This is a genomic window from Pseudomonas floridensis, assembly GCF_002087235.1.
GTDB lineage: Bacteria > Pseudomonadota > Gammaproteobacteria > Pseudomonadales > Pseudomonadaceae > Aquipseudomonas > Aquipseudomonas floridensis.
This window is the reverse complement of record NZ_MUIO01000021.1, coordinates 13,613-32,299: the sequence shown is the minus strand read 5'-3', so window position 1 is coordinate 32,299 and position 18,687 is coordinate 13,613. Positions and strand designations below refer to the sequence as shown.

Here is an 18,687-nt window from a genome sequence, read left to right as displayed (position 1 = left end):
CGTCCATTTCTGGACGGGGCATATCCTGCTTAGCCTGGCTGGGTTCCTACCGGGCTTTAGCGCAAGCTCAAGCCGTCGAATCCAAGCCGCAATGAGAGCTGTTCGGCAACCGAAGCACCGATCTTGCTGGCAAAGCGATCCAAGGGATTCTGTTTGCGGGTGAAATCAACGATCTTGCTCACACCTACGACTTCACGAGCCACGTAGTCAGAATCACCAAGGCGATCAACCAGCCCCAGTCCCACCGCTTGCTCGCCCGTCCATATCAGCCCCGAGTACAGGTCGGGATTCTCCTTGGCTTTCAGACGATCTCCCCGACCGGCCTCTACCGAGCGAATGAATTGGTTGTGGGTTGTTTTGAGGACCCCTTCCCAGAACTTCCTCTCCTCTGGATTCTGAGGCTGGAATTGATCCAGGAAAGCCTTGTGTTCGCCGGACGTATAGGCGCGGCGTTCAACCCCAAGCTTCTGCATGAGCTCGACGTAACCGAAGCTCGCCGCGGTGACACCGATCGATCCGACCAAACTTGCCTTGTCCGCAAATATCTCATCGGCTGCGCTGGCGATGTAATAGCCACCGGAGGCACCCAGATCTGTGATGACGGCATAAACCTTCGTGTCTGGATGCAGTGCACGCAAGCGACGAACTTCATCGTAAACATGGCCCGCCTGCACGGGACTTCCGCCTGGGCTGTTGATTTCCAAAATCACAGCTTTCGTATTCTCATTTTCAAAGGCCTTGCCGAGGCTGCGCTTCAGGTTCTCAGCGCTCGCTTCCTCCCCATCCGCAATCACTCCCCTCACCTTGATTTTTGCTGTTACCGGCACATCGGCCCCAATGCCATCAAGGTCTGCCCTTCCGCCGACCACAAAAGCAGTCACGACGATCCCAAGAGTCGCGAGACGGAAAAAATTCTTCCAGCGACGTGCTGCACGCTGCTCTTTGATGCTTGCTTGCAGCGTTCGCTCCAAGACTTCGAGGCTTTGATCCATGGGACTTCCGTCAGAAAATTTATACACGGCTATTAAACACTGCGGAGTAGCAATCCTGAACAGGCAACGGGAACTTGGGTTTCTAGGCGGTCGTGAGAGAAGGAGGCGAATCACTTATACGGATAACCATTTATGCAGGTCGTCACGCCCCAAGCCCGGAATCGGGCTGGACTTACCCTCAACCTGGCCATTGGAGTTATCGGCTCACCGCAAGCGCTTTCTCGGCTGAAAGCCAAGCTCGAGTTAGCCGTTGAGGACGCTTTGCAAGGGCTCTCACAAGAGGCCAGCCATGAGCTTGGAATTGAGATTGGTCGCTGGAACATCGAAACGTCCACCTCCCAACCAGAGGGCGAGGTATCGGCATCGAGCGGGCCACTCCCTGGTCATTCGGTAGAACAGCTGGAGGCCCCCCCGAAACCAGCGTCCCAGGCCTCCCTGAAGGCAGGATTATGCCTATGAGCGCCACATCCGCCGTGACACAAAACCTCGAGCACGAGCGCTTTGTGGTGCGGGATATCTCTGACCAGTACGAGGCTCCGACTTTTGACCTGATTTTCCGAGATCAGGAGCACGGAGTTGAGCGTTGCTCCGACAGCGTGTGGAGTTCGCACGAGCAAGCCTCGGTAGCAGCGGAGGCACTGGAAAAGGCGGATCGCCGTCCAGTTCACTGGGGTGTGTTGAAGAGCCTCTAAACGGAGACCCATAGAACTCAGGCGACCATTTGTGTCGCCTTTTTTTCGCGTTCTCAGCACCCGTTACTCAATCAGCCAGGTAGCCGGCAGTATCGAGGCGACTTGGGTCTTTCAGGCATGCCTGTAGCGTGGCCAATGCAACGCGGCCGAAACCGAGGAGAAAAAAACCGCAAACCACAAACAGCTTAGCCCGCTTTCAGGCGATAAAACCGCCTGAAATCGGGACATTCCTCAGTCAATACCCAACAAACTATCCGGCGACCAACCACCAAGGATCATCAGTATGCAATTCAAGAATTTCTCATCCTCCTCCAAATCTCCCCTGGCTCTCAGCTTGATTGCCGTTTCGGCCGTTATTGGCGTGGGTCTGCTGCTGGGTTCGTTTTACACCGTCGACGAGAAAGAGCGCGCAGTAGTCCTGCGCAACGGTGCCTTTATGGAGGTCGCAGATCCAGGCCTGCATTGGAAAATCCCTTTCATCGACAGCGCCAAAGCGATCTCGATACAGAACAACGCCACCAAGTGGGATGGCTTGCAGGCGTACAGCCGTGACCAGCAGGCTGCAACGCTGTCGGTCTCGGTCAGCTGGCACGTGCCGGCAGGTGAAGTCGCGGATGTCTACAAGAGCTACGCCGATCTGGACGGCTTGCTGACAAGGGCGATCAGCCGCCATGTCCCGACACAGGTGGAAAACGTCTTCGGTCAGTACACCGCCGTCAACGCCGTACAGCAACGCGGCAAGCTGGTTGCCGATATCGCCACCGCAATCAAGGGCGCAATCAGTGGACCGGTGGTGATCGACAGTGTGCAAGTCGAGAACATCGACTTCAGTGACGCCTACGAGAAGTCGATCGAAGAACGCATGCGCGCTGAAGTTGCCGTGAAGACTCGTGAGCAGCAACTGGCCACTGAGCAGATCCAGGCGCGGATTGTCGTCACCCAGGCCCAGGCTACTGCGGATTCGGCACTGGCCGCCGCACGTGCCGAAGCGGAAAGCATCCAGCTGCGCGGCGAAGCGGAAGCAAAAGCCATCGACGCCCGCGCCCGCGCCCTGGGCAGCAACCCCGGCCTGGTCGAGCTTACCAAAGCCGAGCGCTGGAACGGCGTGCTGCCTACCACCGTACTTCCCGGCGGAACCCTGCCGTTCATCGACGCCAAGAAGTAATCCATCTTTCCACACTAGAAGCCCGCAGCCCTGACCAGCTCGCGGGCTTTTTCATTGAAAAAGGGATCTATCAATCCAGTAGTCATGCCGATGGCAACGGAGAGACAAATGCAACGAACCATACCCAGCTGCATCTTTTTATCGCGCAGCGACGCTGAAGCACACGCGCCAGGCCCCGACTGGCACCTGATATCGATATCTGATGGCCTTGAAGATCAGGCCTGCATCGACGAAGCACGGTGGAAGAGCGTGAGCTACCACCACTTCATTGATGCTGGCTTTGACGAAGAAGTCATCGAGATATATGGGTCAGATTTTGAGCGGAATTACGTCGATTACCTGCTAAGCAGCAAGGCTGACGTGCTGCGGGAGCGCATCCGGGAAATTGCAGATCAAGGGGAAAATATCGCTGTCAATTGCCAGGCCGGCCGATCCCGCAGTGCCGCGGTTGCTCTGTATATCAGCAAACACCATGGGTACCAGCTGCATAAGCCGACCCCAGACGCAAACCAGTGCGTCTACCGGATGTTGGCCAACGATGTTCACCTGATGGCAGCCTACCGTGCGGCAAGAACCCCAGTGGAACCAGAAGCGCCAAAGCGAAGCCTTCTTTCGGCGATCAAATCGCTGTTCTCCTGAGAGAGCAGAAGACCGCAGCGAGTCATGGTAAATTAGGCCCTGGGCAGCTTCATGGTAGAAGCTACGCTCCCAAGGCACTCCTCCCCCTCCTGTCTCGTCTGTGGTGTCGCTGAAGCTGCTCGTTTTATCACCCGAGCCCGCCAGGCTTTCCCTCGGCGGGCTTTTCTTTGAGCAACGCACTGTCGCTCAACCAGCCATTGGGTTTTCGGCTAGCCGCAGTACGCTCATAGCTGAATCTTTTGTCTCCCACATGCAGTCAAGGAACGGATCATGAATGTTGAAACAACGCGAGCGGCTTACATCGAAGAACGCCGGCAGACAGAAACTGAGCGCAAGGCTCGTGCTGCCGAAAAACTCAAGGATCACCAGTACACTTGCCTGGTGAAGCAATCCGATGTTGAAGTCTGGCGTTGCAAGGCTGAGGGCACCACTGCCTATGCCTTCGATATCATGATGACCCGGTTCGGAATCGCCGTTGTCGGCGATATCGGCGACCTGACGTTCAGTGTCGGCCTGGGCTATGGCATATCGTTCCTTGCGGGTAATGACGTCACCTACTACCTGCACACCAAGCTCAACGAGTCCCACAAAAAGCAGGTATTCAGCACAACCCTGTTCCGCCAGGTACTGGTGTCGAGCATCTGCCGGGAACTGCAGGACAACTGCTCCGAGGAAATTTGGGACGCCCTGCCAGCCTGGGCGCAGGATGCGGACCTAGTTCGTGGTGAGCATTGGGGGGAGTTCCGCGCCCTGACCGTGACCAACCGCCGCGATCTGGAGAATGGCGATGATCGCTGGATGCACTGGGACGACCTCTTTGACCTCGCTGAGAACATCGGTTTCACCGAAGAGGCGCACCAGTTCATGCGCGACAATGCCGAGGTCCTGTGCCTCGGCGAAGAGTGGTACGAGCACCGGATAACGAAGACCTGCGACAGCCTCTATGCTCAGCTCTACGTGATCAACCACGCGGCCAAGGCGATCATGGCTCAGGCCGATCAAGCCGCTGCTTGAGGGAAAACAAGATGATAAGGCACTCACCTTCAGATGTACCTCGCTTGATTGACGGGGAGTCACCGAAACTCATCGCGTTGACTGCCACCTACGGCCTGCACGTCCTCAAGGTCACTGACTACAACTGTATTGATGAGGGTGACGAGCCAAACTGGAGCACGGCATGTAGTGACGGCTGGAGCGTTGAACGGACTGACATCATCTGGTGGGCGTATGCGGATGAAGTCCGCGAGCTTCTGGAATCAACCCCCAACTACTGATCACGGAAATCGCGGCGGATCTGCCGACCAGGTACACCCCAAGCCCAGCCCTAAAAAGCTGGGCCGAGGACGTAGACGAGGACGCCACATTGCGTACTCCCCAAACAGGACGGTCAGTATGTTCTCAGGTAACAAGGCAATCGCATTTTGGTTCGCGGCTATGGTGATGCAACTGGTTGTTTCAATCGGAGTGAACGACTGGGTTGGCCGGGCAGCTGTATTAATCGGGGCCACATTCTCTGCCTGGCTTTTCATGGATGGTTTTATGGCTGCTATGCGACCTATAAAGCAATACGAATTCAAGGAGGCCAACCAGCCTTTGAAAACGGGCACCGACAAACCCACGGTGGGTTGAGGGAAAACGCATGAGCCTGCCGACGCTAGCTGAATTGACCATGTGCCCACACTGCGGCGCAGACGAGTATTACGTGCGTTACACCTATAGCGGTCGAGGGATTTATTCCCGTAGTTATTCCGGCGATAACTCCTGCGTGGACAATTCGGGCATGTACGACAAGTTGGTGATGAAGCCGGGTAAGCGCGCCTTTTGCGTTGATTGTCACAAGCCGGTGGCTCAATACCACGGCGAATTTGAATGAGGCAAACGCGACGGCGCCGATGGGTACCTCGCCGGCGAGTGGATCGGCAGCAGCGAAATCTGACACAGGAAAAAGCCCAGCCCTGAACGTGCTAAACCGAGGCAGCACGACTCGGCCATCCGGTCTTTTGTGGCCAGGCCGTGTCTCCCTGCCAGGGGATCGAGGTTGGACTTCACCTGATCGGCGAACGCGCCCGGATGTGGCTCGGCCCCGAGCCTGAAATTCCCCGAGGAGTTTTTCCTCTGGATGGGAGGCATTCAGTCCAATACACCGGCATCAGAGTGCAAATTGATCCACTGCCCCTTCTGTCTATGAAATTCTGATCATGCCGCCATTTGGCATCGGCTCTCCCAAGGCTCGTTGAGTCCGGTTGGGATTCACACCTCATGCCGTAACCTGATTGCATCTCCTGGAAAGCTCGGATCGCCTTATGTCTTACACCACCTCCACCATCAACGAACTGTTTCGTCTACGCGACAAGGTAGGCCTCTCAACAGCTTCGGGCTTTAAGGCCCGTGTGCGCTTCGTGCAGCTAGCCTATCGCCACAACCTCGTGCGTGAGATCACCAGCTATCACTTGTGGGATCGAGGGTTTGAAGGACTGGGCGAGCGTACTTTCGATACCTGTTTCGAGATGGGAGACAGTCCCGAAGTTATCGCAGAACTGATCCGTGACGCCCGCGCCCATGGCTACGCCGGGAACATAGAGATGGAAGTGGGTAATCCCGACTGCTTTGCCCGCTGGTGCGGATACGCAGACCGACAGCAAGAGCTTGCATTTTGAGGACTAGCACCAACAGAAATCCCAGCCCGGCTCGCCGGGCTTTTTGTTGGCTTGGGATATCGCGTAATGGAAATAGCCTGAAAGCTTCTCCCCTCTGACAACAAGGAGTTGCCTCATGCAGTCCCCTACACTCAAGTCGAGCTATTTGCCGGAATACCTTGCATGGCTCATGTTCCTAGCCGGGGTGGCCAATGCCACGCTGATCTGGTCTGGGGTGTTCGAAGCCGCGCCTCAGGCCTTCCTGCTGATTTTTGGCGGGCTTTTTGGCAACGCTGGCATCGCCCTCCTAGGCTTCCTCATGTTGACCACCTGATGCACTCTGGGATGGCTGCTGGCGGCACTCACCCGCTGCCTGCCCCGGCCTTGATACTCAAGTACAAATTGCATCGGTTGTCCCAGCACTCGTTCGCACGGGATGCGTGGCGCTGTGGCATCATGCAGTCTGGCAGCGATCCAGCTTTAAGGACGATTGATGGCTATTAATTTTGAACCCAAGATAGGGCAGATCTTGGAATGCAATTACGGCGATTATCAGTACGATGAAAACGGCGTCATAGTTTTCAAGAACTATGACTATCGCTTGAAGCCCGAAATGATAAAAAACCGGTTGGTTGTTGTGCTCAACGCGCGCATCGACCCAAATGCCTGCATTGTCGTGCCGCTATCGACAACAAAGGACATGGGCAAACTCAGCCGCGGGCTACACGTCGAGCTGGGGAGCGACCTGATTGACGAGCTACCGTACTTCAAGCAACAGACCAGGTGGGCCAAAGCGGACCTCGTTGAGCAGGTCAGCAAACAGCGCCTATTCAAGCCCAGGGCGATGCGTGGTCATCTTGAGCAGTTGCTATCGCGAGAGGTCGTTACCCTGATTCAGACAGCAGTGATTAAGGCCGTCAACGCTGGTGGATTGCTGAAATAGCCTAGGTCAAATGCTTACTGAATAGTTGACATAAGTGTCAGCTGTCCCTATTATTTGCCACGTAGCCCTTGAGGCACTTGAGTTTTATCCCCCTAGAGGGACCTGCAAAGCCCGGTTAATCACCGGGCTTTTGCCTTTCTGAGATACCCTCTCCCCTTCTCTACTCCCCTTCCTTCAGAGGTTGCCGCTGGGCGTCACATCCCAACCAGGCAGCATCGGCTTTCTCCAACCGCACATCCTACGCTTATCAGGTAGCCACCAGCATTCCATCCCACCTGCTATGCGCTTGGGTTGTGCCTGGCAAATGGGGTAATCGGAGCCTAGATTGCACTCGACCGCTCTGAAAAGGAACCCTATCCATGCGTACCCTGGTACTGCCGCTCAAAGGCGAGTATTTCGACGCGATCAAGGCCGGGCTCAAGCCGGAAGAATTCCGGGCTGCCACGCCCTATTGGCGACGGCGTTTGGAAGGACAGAGCTTCGACCAGATAGAGCTGACACGGGGCTATCCGAAGCGCGGAGACGATGCACGAAGACATGTGCTGCCCTGGAAGGGCTATCGCTTGGCGACAATCATTCATCCACACTTCGGTGCAGATCCAGTCGAGGTTTTCGCCATTGATGTTTCGCGCTAAGGAAGCGGTTCAGTGAATCCGATCAAGCAGCATTTCCGACTGAAAAAACCCTGTGCGAATTGCCCTTTCCTGAAGGAGGGAGCCATTCCGTTAAGCCGCGGGCGCTTGGAGGGGATTATTTCTACCCTGATCGAGGATGATCACTTGAGTTTCCAGTGCCACAAGACCGTGCATTCAAAACGGGGTGGCAACTGGGACGATGAGGGGAACTATGAACCTTCGGGGCACGAGTCGATGTGCGCTGGAGCTGCGGCATATCTCTTGAAGAAAGGCAGGCCGACCGTGGGCATGCGATTTGCCTTCGCCACTGGCGATGCGGCCCCCAGCGACTGGGATTCAGTGAGAGAAGACGTGATCGACTGACTTCTTGGGTTCTCATCGCTACGGGTTAGGTTCGTTGCAACCTTCCCGATAGCATCTGATGAGCACCATGGCCAAATCAAAAATCGCACACGCAAAGACCGAATCCGCGAGCCCGGCAGAACACCGCAAAAACCTTATTCGCCTGCTCAACGCAAACAGCCATCGCCATCACTTGTGGGATGTGTTTGCGGACTTCTGCGAAATGGGCGCGCTAGCGATGAGCAACAGCGTGGACCTGGCCCAGCGTAATGAGCGTGAAAAACGCTACATGAGCGTCATTAAGAAGTATGAGCCGAGCGAGGTGCATCGGTTTCCCCAGATGCTCGCCGAACTCACCATGGCAATGGAGTATGGGCCTGACGATGTGCTTGGCCAGGTATTCGGCGAGCTGGAGCTGGGGAATAGCTCAAGAGGGCAGTTTTTCACCCCTTACCCAGTCTGCAAGCTCATGGCCTCACAACTCTTTGGGGATGGTGCAGATCTGAGCAAGCGAATAGATGAGCGAGGCTTTATAACAATCAACGAACCAGCATGCGGTGCGGGAGCTATGGTGATCGCGATCGCCGAAGCGTTGGGAGACAAAGGCTTCAACTACCAGCGCTGCCTCCATGTGACTGCGCAGGATGTCGACACCCGCGCAGTTCATATGACCTACCTCCAGCTCAGCCTTCTGCACATTCCCGCAATTCTGATCCTCGGTAACACGCTGGCGCTGGAAGAGCGGGAACTGTGGTACACGCCGGCACACGTTATGGGTCTATGGAGCGCCAGGCTAACCCGCCACCAAGCCATGGCCAGTGAGATCACCAATCCTCCAGATGAAAATACTACGCCCGTATTGCTCCGGGACTTGGCCGCTCTCACTGCGCCCCCCGCAACCAGTGGCCAACAAATCGCACTGTTCTGATGAGGATTGCTGGCGGAAATATCTCCGACACACCGGCGGAAGATACAGCGCCCTGCTCCCGCCCAAGGCAGTAAATGCACCGACTTGAGTTGGCATTTTCTACCGCGCTGGCATGCTTATTCGACAAACATCACAGGAACTTCATCTATGCACAGATTGTTCATCTACGCCCTTGTTGGCCTCTCGCTGGCCGGCTGCGATTCGTCGCGAGATTCGGGGGCCGCAGCCGGTACCGGTGCTGTCGAGTACGAGCGCACTCTGCGCTACAGCAAAGCAGATGACGGATCGAAGGTGATTCAAGCTATTCGCATCACGAACGGCCAGCGAGCTACCGACACGGCAGCGGGGAAGGACGCGGTGCAAAGCAGGGGAGGATTCATGAATCAGGTCGCCTTCAAAGACTGTGGCCGGGTGAACTTTGCCAGCACAGGGCCTGGAGTGGGCGTTGTGCAAGGCATCCATACCGGGCGCGGAATGACTGATAAATGCAAAATCCGTAACTGGGATGGTCAGTGGCATATTGTTGAAAACAAGTAATCGAAGCGAACACAAAGGAGCAGTAATGGACGTTGTTACAATCAAAAATCTTAAAACACTTGGTGATTCGCAGAAAAAAGAAATTCTGCGCATGGCTGAGAGCTATAGCCAAGATTTGGTCAACCGACCAATGAACGCTGCCCACCCAATGTTCGACGTAATCCGTGCGTGGATGTTGACTGACATTCAACTTCAACTAGATCCGGCAATTAGCCTGATGATCAATTCAGAAGTTGTAATGGCCATGAACACCGCATCCAATGTTTTAGGATTCATGATCCTGACCCGCGCAATCGACTCCCCAACTGCTTGCGGGATCAATTACATCTGCGTCGATTCTGATTACCGCAATCAAGGAGTTATGACAATGATGATTGCAAGCCTTAAACCGCGCTTCTCCGATATAGCGCTTAGTTGCTTCCCAAAACTCGTTGAGGTGTACGAGAAGATCGGATTCGTAATGTGCGAGGCCCAAGGGGCTCAAGTCGCTATGCGAATTGGCGGTTCCTACAATATGAACGTCATAGATCCACACTACCTGAACAAGCAAAGTGCCGTTTCGCTGGAAGCTCAACGCTTGATTAGCGAACTTGGCCCGGAACAAGCTGTTGCTATCAACGATGAGTATGACGCTGAAACAAAGCGCATATCTCAAGAGGTTGCATCCTTCGTTGAGCAGCGCAAAAAACCAGCATCCATCTAGGCGCTATCCGTTCCGAAAATGGTCTGTACTCCAGGTATTCCAGCGTTTCGCGAGCCTATTATGATGCCCAAAGCTTCTCATCATTCTGCAATTCATGACCCGACCAGCGTGAGTGCCAATGGTTACTACGCCAAGTATGGAGCTAATATTTTTGGGCGTGATTTCGTCGTTGGTGATATTCATGGTGAATTCAGCAAGCTATCGAAACTTTTATCTTCGGTAGAATTTAACGAAAATTCGGACAGACTATTTTCGGTAGGTGACTTGGTTGATAGAGGGGCAGAGTCACGCCAGGTTGATCACTGGTTAAAAAAGCCTTGGTTCAAGCCCGTTATGGGGAATCATGACTACTGGTGTGTCGAAGGCGGACTGGACACCGAACCAGCTGGACACCGGAAGTACGGTGGAGAATGGTTCTATTCCCTTACCTCCGAAGAGCAGAAGTACATAGGCCTTGCTTTACATGGTCTACCCGTCGCTATTCAGGTTGAAGGTCGCAACGGCGAAAGGTTTGGAATTGTTCATGCTGAATGCACATGCCTAAGTTGGTCGCGCTTCGAGGAGGCTCTGACTGGTGAGCTAGGCGACTCTTATAGGAACTACCACGCAACGGAGGCTATGTGGCGTAGATCCCGCCATGTAAATCAAACAACAATACCTGTTGCAGGTATTGACAGGATCTATGTAGGTCACACGAAAGTTCCTGCCGTCATTGATTTAGGGAATGTTCGATACATTGATACTGGTGGCGTTTTTGAAGATGGGCTATTGACCATGGTTGAAATTGGCGGCTCGGAAGCCATCCACTCAATCTGATCGGGCAACGACCAGCCCGAGAATTCAGTCCTCCTGCCGGGTGGTCGATCCCCCCTTCTCCCCCTCCCCAAACCTCTCCTGGTCCAGTTGCTCACGCACTCGACGCCGGCGACTGTCGGCGGTAGGTCTCCTCTCCTTCCTGGAAGGGGCTTTCTGCTCGGCAGTAACTGTGGGCTATGATGTGGGACGTATTATTTGGGTTTCCTAGAATCCCTTATAGCCTCAGGCCTGTAGCCGTTTTGTATGGGGATACCTTATCCTCCTACATTCCGGCGAGATCTGGCGCGATTGCAGCATCAGCGCCTGCGAACAAACGAGCCGCGAGGAACACCGTAGTGCAAAACCATGCTTCGAATGAGCACGCTCAAAACGTTCCGATTTCAGGTGAGATTTACCACGTCACGCCAACCCATAATCTAGACTCCATCTTCCGAGAAGGTTTACGGCCGCAGATTGGACCTCGCTCCACGCTACTCGGTGAGGCCAAGGAAATGGTCTATTTCTTTGGGTCGATGCTGGCAGTAGAAGACGCACTCAGTAACTGGCTCGGTGAAGCGCTCGATGACGAGCCTGGAGCGATTTCCGTTCTCGCCGTCGATCGCTCCGGTTTACACCTCGTTTCAGTTGGTGGGTACGAGCTTGCGTGCCCTGACCTCATTCGGCCGGAGAACATTTCTCTCGCTTTTCAGGATGACGTGCCGGCAGATGAAAAGAGCGGCCCGGAGACCGGGGGCACCTCATGAGCAAACTAACCCCTAAGTTCGTCAAGGATGTCGACCAGCCCGGCTCCTACCAGGACGGCCGAGGGTTGATTCTTCGTGTATCAGCTACCCTGAGGAAAAGCTGGGTCTTTCGCTATATGCTGGCGAAACAACGGCACGATCTTGCCCTGGGGACATTCCCAGCCTTGAGCCTCAGAGACGCACGACTGGAGGCTGACAAGTACCGACTCGATATCGCCCGTGGCGTCGATCCAGTCGCTGAGCGCGTGAAAGCCAAAGCTGCCAAAGCGTCTCGAGCCACAACGAGCCACACATTTCGGGCGTCGGCAGAAAGGTACATACGCACGCATTCGTCGAGTTGGTCCAAGAAACACCACCAGCAATGGCAGAATTCCCTCACGAAGCATGTCTACCCTGTCATAGGCGGATTTCGGATAGCTGAGGTCGACACGGACGATATCCTGGATGTGCTGACGCCGATCTGGAGCAAGATCCCCGTCACGGCGAACCGTGTCCGGAATCGCATAGAGCTCGTGCTCGATGCAGCCAAGGCACTGAAGCTTCGGCAAGGTGAAAACCCCGCACGGTGGCGTGGTCATCTCGACAAGCTCTTGCCCAAGCAATCACATACGGTAGTCCCCTTCCCGTCTCCGACGCCTACACGCACGGCCGAGCTGTTGGCCAGGCTCGATTCCCTGGATGGGGCAGCAGCTCGCGCTGTTGAATTCGCAATTCTGACTGCGACCCGTAACCAAGAGGTGAGCGGGGCCCAATGGCCGGAAATAGATTGGGAGGAAAAAATCTGGTACATCCCAGCAGAACGCATGAAAGCGGGCAAGGCTCACCGGGTACCCCTTACAGAGCAAATGCTCGAGGTGCTACGGCAGCAGATCGGAAAGCATGACAGTTGGATATTTCTCAACTCCTGGCGAACAGGCCCTATTCCCGGCAATGCCATGGCAAGGGTGCTCGATCAGCTCCAGGTCGATGGCGTCGTACCGCATGGTTTCAGATCTACCTTTCGGACGTGGGCCGCGGAAGAAACCGATCACCAGCGTGAGGTTTGCGAAATGGCTCTCGCGCATACCCTCAGCAGTAAGGTTGAAGCGGCTTACAACCGAGGCGACTTGCTGGATAAGCGTCGCGCCCTGATGAAGGATTGGGGGGACTTTCTTGCGGCCAATGGTCCCCAGGTGAGGGGTAAAGTATCGGACCTGGTGTCGGGACTATCCCCCGATGCTGGAACAGACCTGGCCAAGGGTCTGCCCGCTGCCTGATGACACAGAGGATGGGCGCTCTGTTAGGAGCGCCCGAGTAACATGCAATTTATTCGCTGGCTTGGCCGAAATTGGTGCCTCGAATATTGTTGGCCTCGTCGCAGATCCGGGCCACCTCCAGCATCGCTTTCAGAGCACGCTCCTCCGTTTCCCTTGTTGCGAATGCAATCATGAACCCATGCAGCAGGCCTGCGATCATTGCCCCACTATCCGGAACGTTACGGTTTCCGGCCACGGTGGTAAATTGCTCCAGGAGGGGAGCTGGTGCCTTGAGTAGAAATTCCCGGCCGAGGGCTTTTCCGATGCTTGCCGCATGAACACATTGATGAGCCAAGGCCTCTTCAGGCGACATAGGCGTACCGTCATGATGCTCGAATGACGCCTTTACATGGTTTCGACCATGCACGCCGGCGGCAATGCTTTCAGCTCCCTGACGGATCTTCTCAACTGCAATGCTTGCCATGCTGAAGTCTGTTTGCACTTCATCCATAACCGTGGTCAACAGGCGTTCATCGGCGTTTTCAGTGTTATCCATTTAGTCCTCCGTTGATAGTTATTTACCTCCATTTCAAGTTCCCACTCAATTGAAAAAACCCAAGCTCCTGGCGGGCAACCAAACTGACAAAAAAGGCCGGGATCACCGGCCTTGTTTTTTTGGAGATCAGCGGAAGCGCCAACTCACTGGGTTCGCCAAGTCTCCACTACATCCGCGCCATGCTCTTGCTTCCACTCCTTGAGCGTCTTGTGGTTGCCGCCCTTGGTCTCAACCAGGTCACCGGTGTTGGGGTTGCGGTAGATCTTCACTGCTCGTGGTGCACGAGGTTTGCCAGGGTGATGGGGAATCTGCTTGCGATAGTCCGGGTCAAGAATCGCGATCATGTCACGCAGGTTCTTGCCATACTCAGACATCAAGGCCCGCAGCTTTTTCTCGAACTCCATCTCCTTCAAAAGCGCTCCATTCCCGCTCAGTTTCTCCAGTCGTTCCTGAAGCTCCTTGATGGCTGCCTCTGTGGCTCGGTACTCGGTGATGAGGGACATCTTGTCTCCTTGGTTTGGGTTTCATTGCTCTTAGCCGTGGCGGCCCGCGCCAGGCTTGATAGGACTGCTGGTTAAATCATGCCTGCCGATGCAAAGAATGCATAGCCAGCAAGGAATCCGGCGGAAGGCCAGAAGGCATAAAACTGAAGGTTGGTGAACAGTTTCTTGGTCATAGCATCCAGGAGGGCTAGGCCTCCTCCTCCAAACGGTTGATTTCGGCAATTACGCCCTGCATGTTTTCGATCGCAATTTCGGCTGCTTTCCGAGCCTTGCCGAATAGTGACTCCTTTCCTTCAAGCAGGGTGTCGAGGCGGTTGTTCTCGCGCCGGAGCTGCTTAGCAATGGCGTCAAAGTCTTCACCCTCGAGAGGTTTATTGCCCTGGAGCTTGAGTTCCATAGCTTCGGACTGCTTTAACATCAATTCACGAACAACAGTACGCTGTGTCGCGCTTTGCTCGTCGAAGCCATTTATGCTTTCAAAGACCTTCACGGCTGCTTTCACACTAGACAAGGCTTTGGTGCCTACTTCGGACTTCCCAGCCGTGGGCTGAGTGGCTGCCTGTTCAGTATTCAATCCAGATGCAACATTGCTGTTTGAGGGAGCGCTGCTACCGGCCTGGCCGCCGGCTTCAGCTGTCTTCTCTTTGACAGAACCTTCAGTGAGCTGATGAGACTCAATCCCGGCACGCTCCTGGGCCTCGTTCGTAGCATCTGCACCATCAGTTGCAGCTGCAACCGCACCCCCATCCCCATCCTCGCCGGTAAAGAGGTTCGGGCCAAAATCCATTACTGTGTCGTTCTGAGGTGTTTGCATGCGGGGTACTCCTTTCTGTTCGGGCTTTTACCTATGAAATCACCCTTCCAGAAAATCCCAACCCTCACGTCTCATCAGCATATTTTGCCTGCATTTTCGCCTTCACCCGACCTTCTATCCTCTTGGCTACGTCCACAACAAATGCAAGGAACTGAAGATCCAGGCCCTCCTCAACCTCATTCATGATGTCGTCGGCCACGCCCTCGGCTTCTCGGCCAAATTGCATTCCAGCATCAGCCATTTCGAACAGGAGCTGAGCCGCGGGCTTTCTTTCAGAGGTATAGAAAACATCCGATTCTTGCTCAATCGCAGCTATTTGATTTGCTGGCGCATCAGGTGTTGATACGCCATCTTCACTTTCATCATCGTCAAGCGGTACCGGCGGAGGCAGGAGATCTTTTTTATCTGAGGGTGGAAGTGGCTTATCGGTCTTGGCAGGTTTCGATCTGCCCTCCTCCCTCATGTCCTTCGCGACCTTTCGAATTGCCTTAGGTCCGCGGCTGCACAATTCTTGCTGTGCTTTTTTATCCAGCTTAGCAACCTGTTCCGCCGCGGATACGCTTACTTCGCCGGCCTTGACAGCATCCAGCAGCTCCGGGGTGCCGTCTCGGACAACCTTGCATGCAGAAGACACAGAGCGAGGACTTATACCCAGGACTTTGGCTGCCTCCTCAATTGCCATCTTCGCCGCTTCAAGCTCCTGCCCGCCTGCCTTCTCCAGGTCGACCGTGATAGCGCTGCTCCCACGCAATGAGGACAGCTCGGCAGCGATCAATGCCCGTTGAGCCACTGTGAGCTGCCGTCGATAGAGGTTCAGAGAGAGGACATACCCCAGAGCATCATCCCCTGTGTATTCCTCTATCCGGGGCTCGATCAGCAGATCCTTGCAAACGCGATATCGGTTACGACCGTCAAGGATCTTTCCTTCATAGAGAACGATCGAGGCACGCTGTCCGTTGACATCAATATCCTCAAGCAGGGCTTCGTAGTCATCTCCGATGATTAGCGGAAATAGCTGAGCGTAATCGTGAAACTCAAGATCATAGCTTTGCATGAGCATCTTCTCGTTCCTGTTTATCCAAGAACGATACGTCGAAGACGTGCACAAATGACGCTTTTTCAGGTCGTTTTTACGTCTGAATTCGCGATCATTGTCGCTACTCTAGGCTCACTGTTCACTCAAAAAAAACCCTGCCGTATAAGCAGGGGTTAGTGTTCTAGAGAAGCCAAAACAACAAATTAAATCAAAATTAAATCTTCTCTTGAAGTTGGCTTATTAGTTCTTCGAGTGCTGCTTGATCCGGTTTAGTGTCAACAAATCTAAGCGATTTGTCTGAAAGGACTTCCATGACACCCCATTTCAATTCATGCAAATCCTGGCCCGGCTCTGGTGGCGTTTCCCAGTAGGGAAAGCTTCTGACTACATGGGGCGGCATCTTTGTGATCATGGCTGAATCTCGGTATTTTCTGTCAAGGCAAAGGCTGCATGCTAATCAGTGTATAGATATACAGTTCCGCATAACTACACAGAAACGGCGTCAAAAGTTCGTCATTTTTCAGCTCGTAAACTGGTCGCAGAACGGCAAATCCTATAAAAAATTGTCTCATAGCACAGCATAAGCTAGGGCCATGTCTACTGCAAACATTAGGCCATCACAGACCATTTAAGGCGTAATTAGTTTCGTTGAATTGATGCTTTGAGTTTCCTGCCCGGCGTAAGCTCGATCCTTTACAGAAGAAAGGCGATCAGGCTGGTGGAAGCATAGATTACTGCGGGGATCTATGTAGATCATTTCCCGACCGGAGCCTGGGATGCTCCGGGACAGCCTTCTTTGAGCTTCCCTGCTAGGCCTGCGGCCTCCTGGCCTACTCTCTGCGCGCACTAGGACAGCAGAGTAACGAAAGAGCTTGAGGGTCAATTGCGATTTGTGCAAAAGGATGAACTTGTGCGATTCCTTGGGGTCAACTCCACTCGCCCAGATCTCGGAGCAAGGCACCGACGCGGGTTCATCCGCACTCACTCACTGACACCTTTGGCCCGAGCCAACCTTGCCTGCGCACCTCGACCATCGCCGCTTCCAACTCAGGGATAGAGGATATGTCGCAAGAAACCGTTGGTTTTTTTCCAACGCGGTCAGTTGGCAACTGCAATGTCACATGTTCTGGATCGCTCAGTGACACTTGAAACTTTACGCTGGGAAGCCCGTTGAAGGTGATGCTCGCCTTCGATTGGTTTACCTCAGCTGTGGCCTGTCTCACCTCACCTTCGTGCTCATACGCCAGTGAGATACGGTGTTTGGTTGAATTGCTCATAAATAATCCCTGGAGCTTGGTCCACGCAAATTTGCGTAACGCTTAATGCTTTGTTTTGAGCCCGCGCTTCGCCGCGGATGAATCGATCTTCGCTGCTCAACATGTGAATCCGAGCGGGAGCAGAACACTTCAGCCAATGCTCTGAAATCACCGAAAACAGCTCAATACGGCTCAGGCCGAGTAGGTGCTCAGGCTCAATCTTGGACAGCTGTGCGAGAGCGGTGAATCGTGTCTGCGGTTGCACCACTCTGTGTTCTGGTTGCGCGACTGCGGTTGCCATATGTCCTTATCTCGTAGTCTGAAAACCATATTCTGTCATGGCACATCGCCTTCGTGTGCACGTTTTCTAACCGGTTTAGCGCCTGAAATATTTAGTTACAGTTATTGATTCTCATTCGCTTAGGATCAGAGAGCGATCGATGGTCTTCAAAAAGGCCTCAAACTGCTCAGCCAACCTCTTGGCGTCGACAGTTTTCTCACATCGGAGCTCTACCTTTTTCCCGTCTACCCGCACCTTGCCGATTCCACTTATCTCTTTATCAGTAAACTTGCTCGGCGATTTCTGCTGATCGCGCGAGGCGATTTCCTTCGCAACCCACCTCAGAGCATGCTCCTGAGTCCATTGCTCGTCCCGCATAGCCGTCACGGCTTTCAGAATTAGTTGGGGCTCTTTACTGCTGAACTCAATAAAATCCTTCGCCCGTTTCCCACCGATGAGTCCTGGATTCGTGTCCAAAATGGCTTTCACTTCATTTGGAAGGTCCATCAGCAATAGGCATCTACTCACTATAGAGTGATTGACTCCTAACCGGCGGCCCAGGGCTCTGACCGATGGCTCTCCTCCAGAGTCCAAGATCTTTGCGTATGATTTACCTCGTTCGTACTCCGTGAGCGCTTCTTGGCCTTCGTTGTCCGTCAGGGCAAGGATCTGCGCCAAGGCGTCGTCCATTTCTCGGACATATGACGTAATGGTCTCCCGCCCCAGCAATTTGTGAGCACGCCATCTGCGCTCACCGCCAACCAGCTCATAAATGCCACCACCTATCGGCCTGACAGTGACTGGCTTGGCCAGGCCAACAGAAGCGATCGAATTTGCAAGGTCTTCGATAGCTGTCTCGCTGAATGCCAGACGTGGCTGGAATGGCGATACCCGTATTTTGGTCGTGCGGATCTCGGCTATGACACCGTTCTGGGCTCCCGTTTCAAGAACATTTCCGGACACTTTGACCTGATTATTCTCCACCGTGGTGGCCGCTACCGCTTGTTCAGCAGCTGGCTCATTGACCTGTTGTTGAGCAAGCATTTCCTTAACCGAAACTCTTAAATTGGGTTCTGGCAATTCTGCCGGCTTCCTTTTGACGCCTGACATCCAGGTAGGCGCATCTTTTGGCTTCCCTGGAAAATCCTCTGACTTAGCCATGATTTCTCCTTCAATTAACCGCTGTAACGTGGAGCGCATCTAAACTCTGGGTCTGCTGATGTTCTCAAGTGGTGC

At 54.2% G+C, this 18,687-nt stretch carries 24 protein-coding genes; 17 read left to right on the top strand and 7 right to left on the bottom strand.

Going from position 1 to position 18,687, the window contains the following annotated elements; genetic code table 11:
- Window positions 1-56: 56 nt before the first annotated feature.
- Complete coding sequence (gene sppA / locus BZK31_RS07380) at window positions 57-992, bottom strand: signal peptide peptidase SppA (RefSeq protein WP_083182125.1); 936 nt, start codon at window positions 990-992, stop codon at window positions 57-59.
- Window positions 993-1,447: 455 nt separating this feature from the next.
- On the opposite strand from sppA, the gene BZK31_RS07370 reads away from it, so the two are divergent.
- The 17 genes from BZK31_RS07370 (at window position 1,448) to BZK31_RS07285 (ending at window position 13,027) form a co-directional block, all read left to right on the top strand.
- On the top strand, window positions 1,448-1,684 hold the full coding sequence (locus BZK31_RS07370) for a hypothetical protein (protein ID WP_020190244.1): 237 nt from the start codon (window positions 1,448-1,450) through the stop codon (window positions 1,682-1,684).
- Between the two features lie 283 nt (window positions 1,685-1,967).
- A complete protein-coding gene (locus BZK31_RS07365) occupies window positions 1,968-2,849 on the top strand; it encodes a prohibitin family protein (RefSeq protein WP_083182123.1) in 882 nt (293 codons plus the stop codon).
- A gap of 108 nt (window positions 2,850-2,957) precedes the next feature.
- The gene (locus tag BZK31_RS07360) at window positions 2,958-3,488 is read left to right on the top strand and encodes a protein-tyrosine phosphatase family protein (protein ID WP_083182122.1); all 531 of its coding nucleotides are present in this window, start codon (window positions 2,958-2,960) and stop codon (window positions 3,486-3,488) included.
- A gap of 270 nt (window positions 3,489-3,758) precedes the next feature.
- On the top strand, window positions 3,759-4,502 hold the full coding sequence (locus tag BZK31_RS07355; RefSeq protein WP_083182121.1) for a hypothetical protein: 744 nt from the start codon (window positions 3,759-3,761) through the stop codon (window positions 4,500-4,502).
- A 378-nt stretch (window positions 4,503-4,880) separates the two neighbouring features.
- Window positions 4,881-5,117: a hypothetical protein gene (locus tag BZK31_RS07345; RefSeq protein WP_083182119.1), complete on the top strand. Its 237-nt coding sequence runs from the start codon at window positions 4,881-4,883 to the stop codon at window positions 5,115-5,117.
- Between the two features lie 10 nt (window positions 5,118-5,127).
- Entirely contained in the window at window positions 5,128-5,361 is a 234-nt protein-coding gene (locus tag BZK31_RS07340; protein WP_083182118.1) for a hypothetical protein, read from the top strand.
- A gap of 430 nt (window positions 5,362-5,791) precedes the next feature.
- On the top strand, window positions 5,792-6,145 hold the full coding sequence (locus BZK31_RS07335; RefSeq protein WP_011077937.1) for a hypothetical protein: 354 nt from the start codon (window positions 5,792-5,794) through the stop codon (window positions 6,143-6,145).
- Window positions 6,146-6,260: 115 nt separating this feature from the next.
- Complete coding sequence (locus tag BZK31_RS29405; RefSeq protein ID WP_157900710.1) at window positions 6,261-6,458, top strand: hypothetical protein; 198 nt, start codon at window positions 6,261-6,263, stop codon at window positions 6,456-6,458.
- A 159-nt stretch (window positions 6,459-6,617) separates the two neighbouring features.
- Complete coding sequence (locus BZK31_RS07325; protein ID WP_083182116.1) at window positions 6,618-7,067, top strand: type II toxin-antitoxin system PemK/MazF family toxin; 450 nt, start codon at window positions 6,618-6,620, stop codon at window positions 7,065-7,067.
- Window positions 7,068-7,426: 359 nt separating this feature from the next.
- The gene (locus BZK31_RS07320) at window positions 7,427-7,702 is read left to right on the top strand and encodes an RNA-binding protein (RefSeq protein WP_083182115.1); all 276 of its coding nucleotides are present in this window, start codon (window positions 7,427-7,429) and stop codon (window positions 7,700-7,702) included.
- Window positions 7,703-7,714: 12 nt separating this feature from the next.
- Window positions 7,715-8,065 (top strand): hypothetical protein, encoded by a 351-nt coding sequence (locus tag BZK31_RS07315; protein WP_083182114.1) that lies wholly within the window; start codon window positions 7,715-7,717, stop codon window positions 8,063-8,065.
- Window positions 8,066-8,123: 58 nt separating this feature from the next.
- Complete coding sequence (locus BZK31_RS07310; RefSeq protein WP_225231720.1) at window positions 8,124-8,972, top strand: N-6 DNA methylase; 849 nt, start codon at window positions 8,124-8,126, stop codon at window positions 8,970-8,972.
- Window positions 8,973-9,119: 147 nt separating this feature from the next.
- A complete protein-coding gene (locus BZK31_RS07305; RefSeq protein WP_083182112.1) occupies window positions 9,120-9,509 on the top strand; it encodes a hypothetical protein in 390 nt (129 codons plus the stop codon).
- 25 nt (window positions 9,510-9,534) lie between these two features.
- Window positions 9,535-10,212, top strand: a complete 678-nt coding sequence (locus BZK31_RS07300) for a GNAT family N-acetyltransferase (protein ID WP_083182111.1) — start codon at window positions 9,535-9,537, stop codon at window positions 10,210-10,212.
- Between the two features lie 60 nt (window positions 10,213-10,272).
- The gene (locus BZK31_RS07295; protein WP_208617183.1) at window positions 10,273-11,028 is read left to right on the top strand and encodes a metallophosphoesterase; all 756 of its coding nucleotides are present in this window, start codon (window positions 10,273-10,275) and stop codon (window positions 11,026-11,028) included.
- A 335-nt stretch (window positions 11,029-11,363) separates the two neighbouring features.
- Complete coding sequence (locus BZK31_RS07290) at window positions 11,364-11,771, top strand: hypothetical protein (protein ID WP_083182240.1); 408 nt, start codon at window positions 11,364-11,366, stop codon at window positions 11,769-11,771.
- Entirely contained in the window at window positions 11,768-13,027 is a 1,260-nt protein-coding gene (locus BZK31_RS07285; protein ID WP_083182109.1) for a tyrosine-type recombinase/integrase, read from the top strand. The genes BZK31_RS07290 and BZK31_RS07285 overlap by 4 nt, the downstream gene beginning before the upstream one ends.
- A 49-nt stretch (window positions 13,028-13,076) precedes the next feature.
- Here BZK31_RS07285 and BZK31_RS07280 read toward each other — a convergent pair whose 3' ends face one another.
- The 6 genes from BZK31_RS07280 to BZK31_RS07245 form a co-directional block, all read right to left on the bottom strand.
- Window positions 13,077-13,562, bottom strand: coding sequence for a hypothetical protein (locus BZK31_RS07280; protein WP_083182108.1), 486 nt, complete (start codon window positions 13,560-13,562; stop codon window positions 13,077-13,079).
- Window positions 13,563-13,705: 143 nt separating this feature from the next.
- Window positions 13,706-14,065 carry a histone-like nucleoid-structuring protein, MvaT/MvaU family gene (locus BZK31_RS07275; RefSeq protein WP_083182107.1) on the bottom strand — a complete coding sequence of 120 codons (360 nt, stop codon included), beginning with the start codon at window positions 14,063-14,065 and terminating at the stop codon, window positions 13,706-13,708.
- 187 nt (window positions 14,066-14,252) lie between these two features.
- A complete protein-coding gene (locus tag BZK31_RS07270) occupies window positions 14,253-14,879 on the bottom strand; it encodes a hypothetical protein (RefSeq protein WP_083182106.1) in 627 nt (208 codons plus the stop codon).
- Window positions 14,880-14,943: 64 nt separating this feature from the next.
- On the bottom strand, window positions 14,944-15,939 hold the full coding sequence (locus BZK31_RS07265; protein ID WP_208617182.1) for a ParB N-terminal domain-containing protein: 996 nt from the start codon (window positions 15,937-15,939) through the stop codon (window positions 14,944-14,946).
- A gap of 947 nt (window positions 15,940-16,886) precedes the next feature.
- Complete coding sequence (locus BZK31_RS07255) at window positions 16,887-17,192, bottom strand: hypothetical protein (RefSeq protein ID WP_083182105.1); 306 nt, start codon at window positions 17,190-17,192, stop codon at window positions 16,887-16,889.
- A 391-nt stretch (window positions 17,193-17,583) separates the two neighbouring features.
- Window positions 17,584-18,612 (bottom strand): ParB/RepB/Spo0J family partition protein, encoded by a 1,029-nt coding sequence (locus BZK31_RS07245; protein ID WP_083182103.1) that lies wholly within the window; start codon window positions 18,610-18,612, stop codon window positions 17,584-17,586.
- Window positions 18,613-18,687: the final 75 nt, after the last annotated feature.

Coding starts and splice junctions, on each gene's coding strand:
- sppA (WP_083182125.1), bottom strand. CDS start 992: ATGGATCAAAGCCTCGAAGTCTTGGAGCGAACGCTGCAAGCAAGCATC.
- BZK31_RS07370 (WP_020190244.1), top strand. CDS start 1,448: ATGAGCGCCACATCCGCCGTGACACAAAACCTCGAGCACGAGCGCTTT.
- BZK31_RS07365 (WP_083182123.1), top strand. CDS start 1,968: ATGCAATTCAAGAATTTCTCATCCTCCTCCAAATCTCCCCTGGCTCTC.
- BZK31_RS07360 (WP_083182122.1), top strand. CDS start 2,958: ATGCAACGAACCATACCCAGCTGCATCTTTTTATCGCGCAGCGACGCT.
- BZK31_RS07355 (WP_083182121.1), top strand. CDS start 3,759: ATGAATGTTGAAACAACGCGAGCGGCTTACATCGAAGAACGCCGGCAG.
- BZK31_RS07345 (WP_083182119.1), top strand. CDS start 4,881: ATGTTCTCAGGTAACAAGGCAATCGCATTTTGGTTCGCGGCTATGGTG.
- BZK31_RS07340 (WP_083182118.1), top strand. CDS start 5,128: ATGAGCCTGCCGACGCTAGCTGAATTGACCATGTGCCCACACTGCGGC.
- BZK31_RS07335 (WP_011077937.1), top strand. CDS start 5,792: ATGTCTTACACCACCTCCACCATCAACGAACTGTTTCGTCTACGCGAC.
- BZK31_RS29405 (WP_157900710.1), top strand. CDS start 6,261: ATGCAGTCCCCTACACTCAAGTCGAGCTATTTGCCGGAATACCTTGCA.
- BZK31_RS07325 (WP_083182116.1), top strand. CDS start 6,618: ATGGCTATTAATTTTGAACCCAAGATAGGGCAGATCTTGGAATGCAAT.
- BZK31_RS07320 (WP_083182115.1), top strand. CDS start 7,427: ATGCGTACCCTGGTACTGCCGCTCAAAGGCGAGTATTTCGACGCGATC.
- BZK31_RS07310 (WP_225231720.1), top strand. CDS start 8,124: ATGAGCACCATGGCCAAATCAAAAATCGCACACGCAAAGACCGAATCC.
- BZK31_RS07305 (WP_083182112.1), top strand. CDS start 9,120: ATGCACAGATTGTTCATCTACGCCCTTGTTGGCCTCTCGCTGGCCGGC.
- BZK31_RS07300 (WP_083182111.1), top strand. CDS start 9,535: ATGGACGTTGTTACAATCAAAAATCTTAAAACACTTGGTGATTCGCAG.
- BZK31_RS07295 (WP_208617183.1), top strand. CDS start 10,273: ATGATGCCCAAAGCTTCTCATCATTCTGCAATTCATGACCCGACCAGC.
- BZK31_RS07285 (WP_083182109.1), top strand. CDS start 11,768: ATGAGCAAACTAACCCCTAAGTTCGTCAAGGATGTCGACCAGCCCGGC.
- BZK31_RS07280 (WP_083182108.1), bottom strand. CDS start 13,562: ATGGATAACACTGAAAACGCCGATGAACGCCTGTTGACCACGGTTATG.
- BZK31_RS07275 (WP_083182107.1), bottom strand. CDS start 14,065: ATGTCCCTCATCACCGAGTACCGAGCCACAGAGGCAGCCATCAAGGAG.
- BZK31_RS07270 (WP_083182106.1), bottom strand. CDS start 14,879: ATGCAAACACCTCAGAACGACACAGTAATGGATTTTGGCCCGAACCTC.
- BZK31_RS07265 (WP_208617182.1), bottom strand. CDS start 15,939: ATGCTCATGCAAAGCTATGATCTTGAGTTTCACGATTACGCTCAGCTA.
- BZK31_RS07255 (WP_083182105.1), bottom strand. CDS start 17,192: ATGAGCAATTCAACCAAACACCGTATCTCACTGGCGTATGAGCACGAA.
- BZK31_RS07245 (WP_083182103.1), bottom strand. CDS start 18,612: ATGGCTAAGTCAGAGGATTTTCCAGGGAAGCCAAAAGATGCGCCTACC.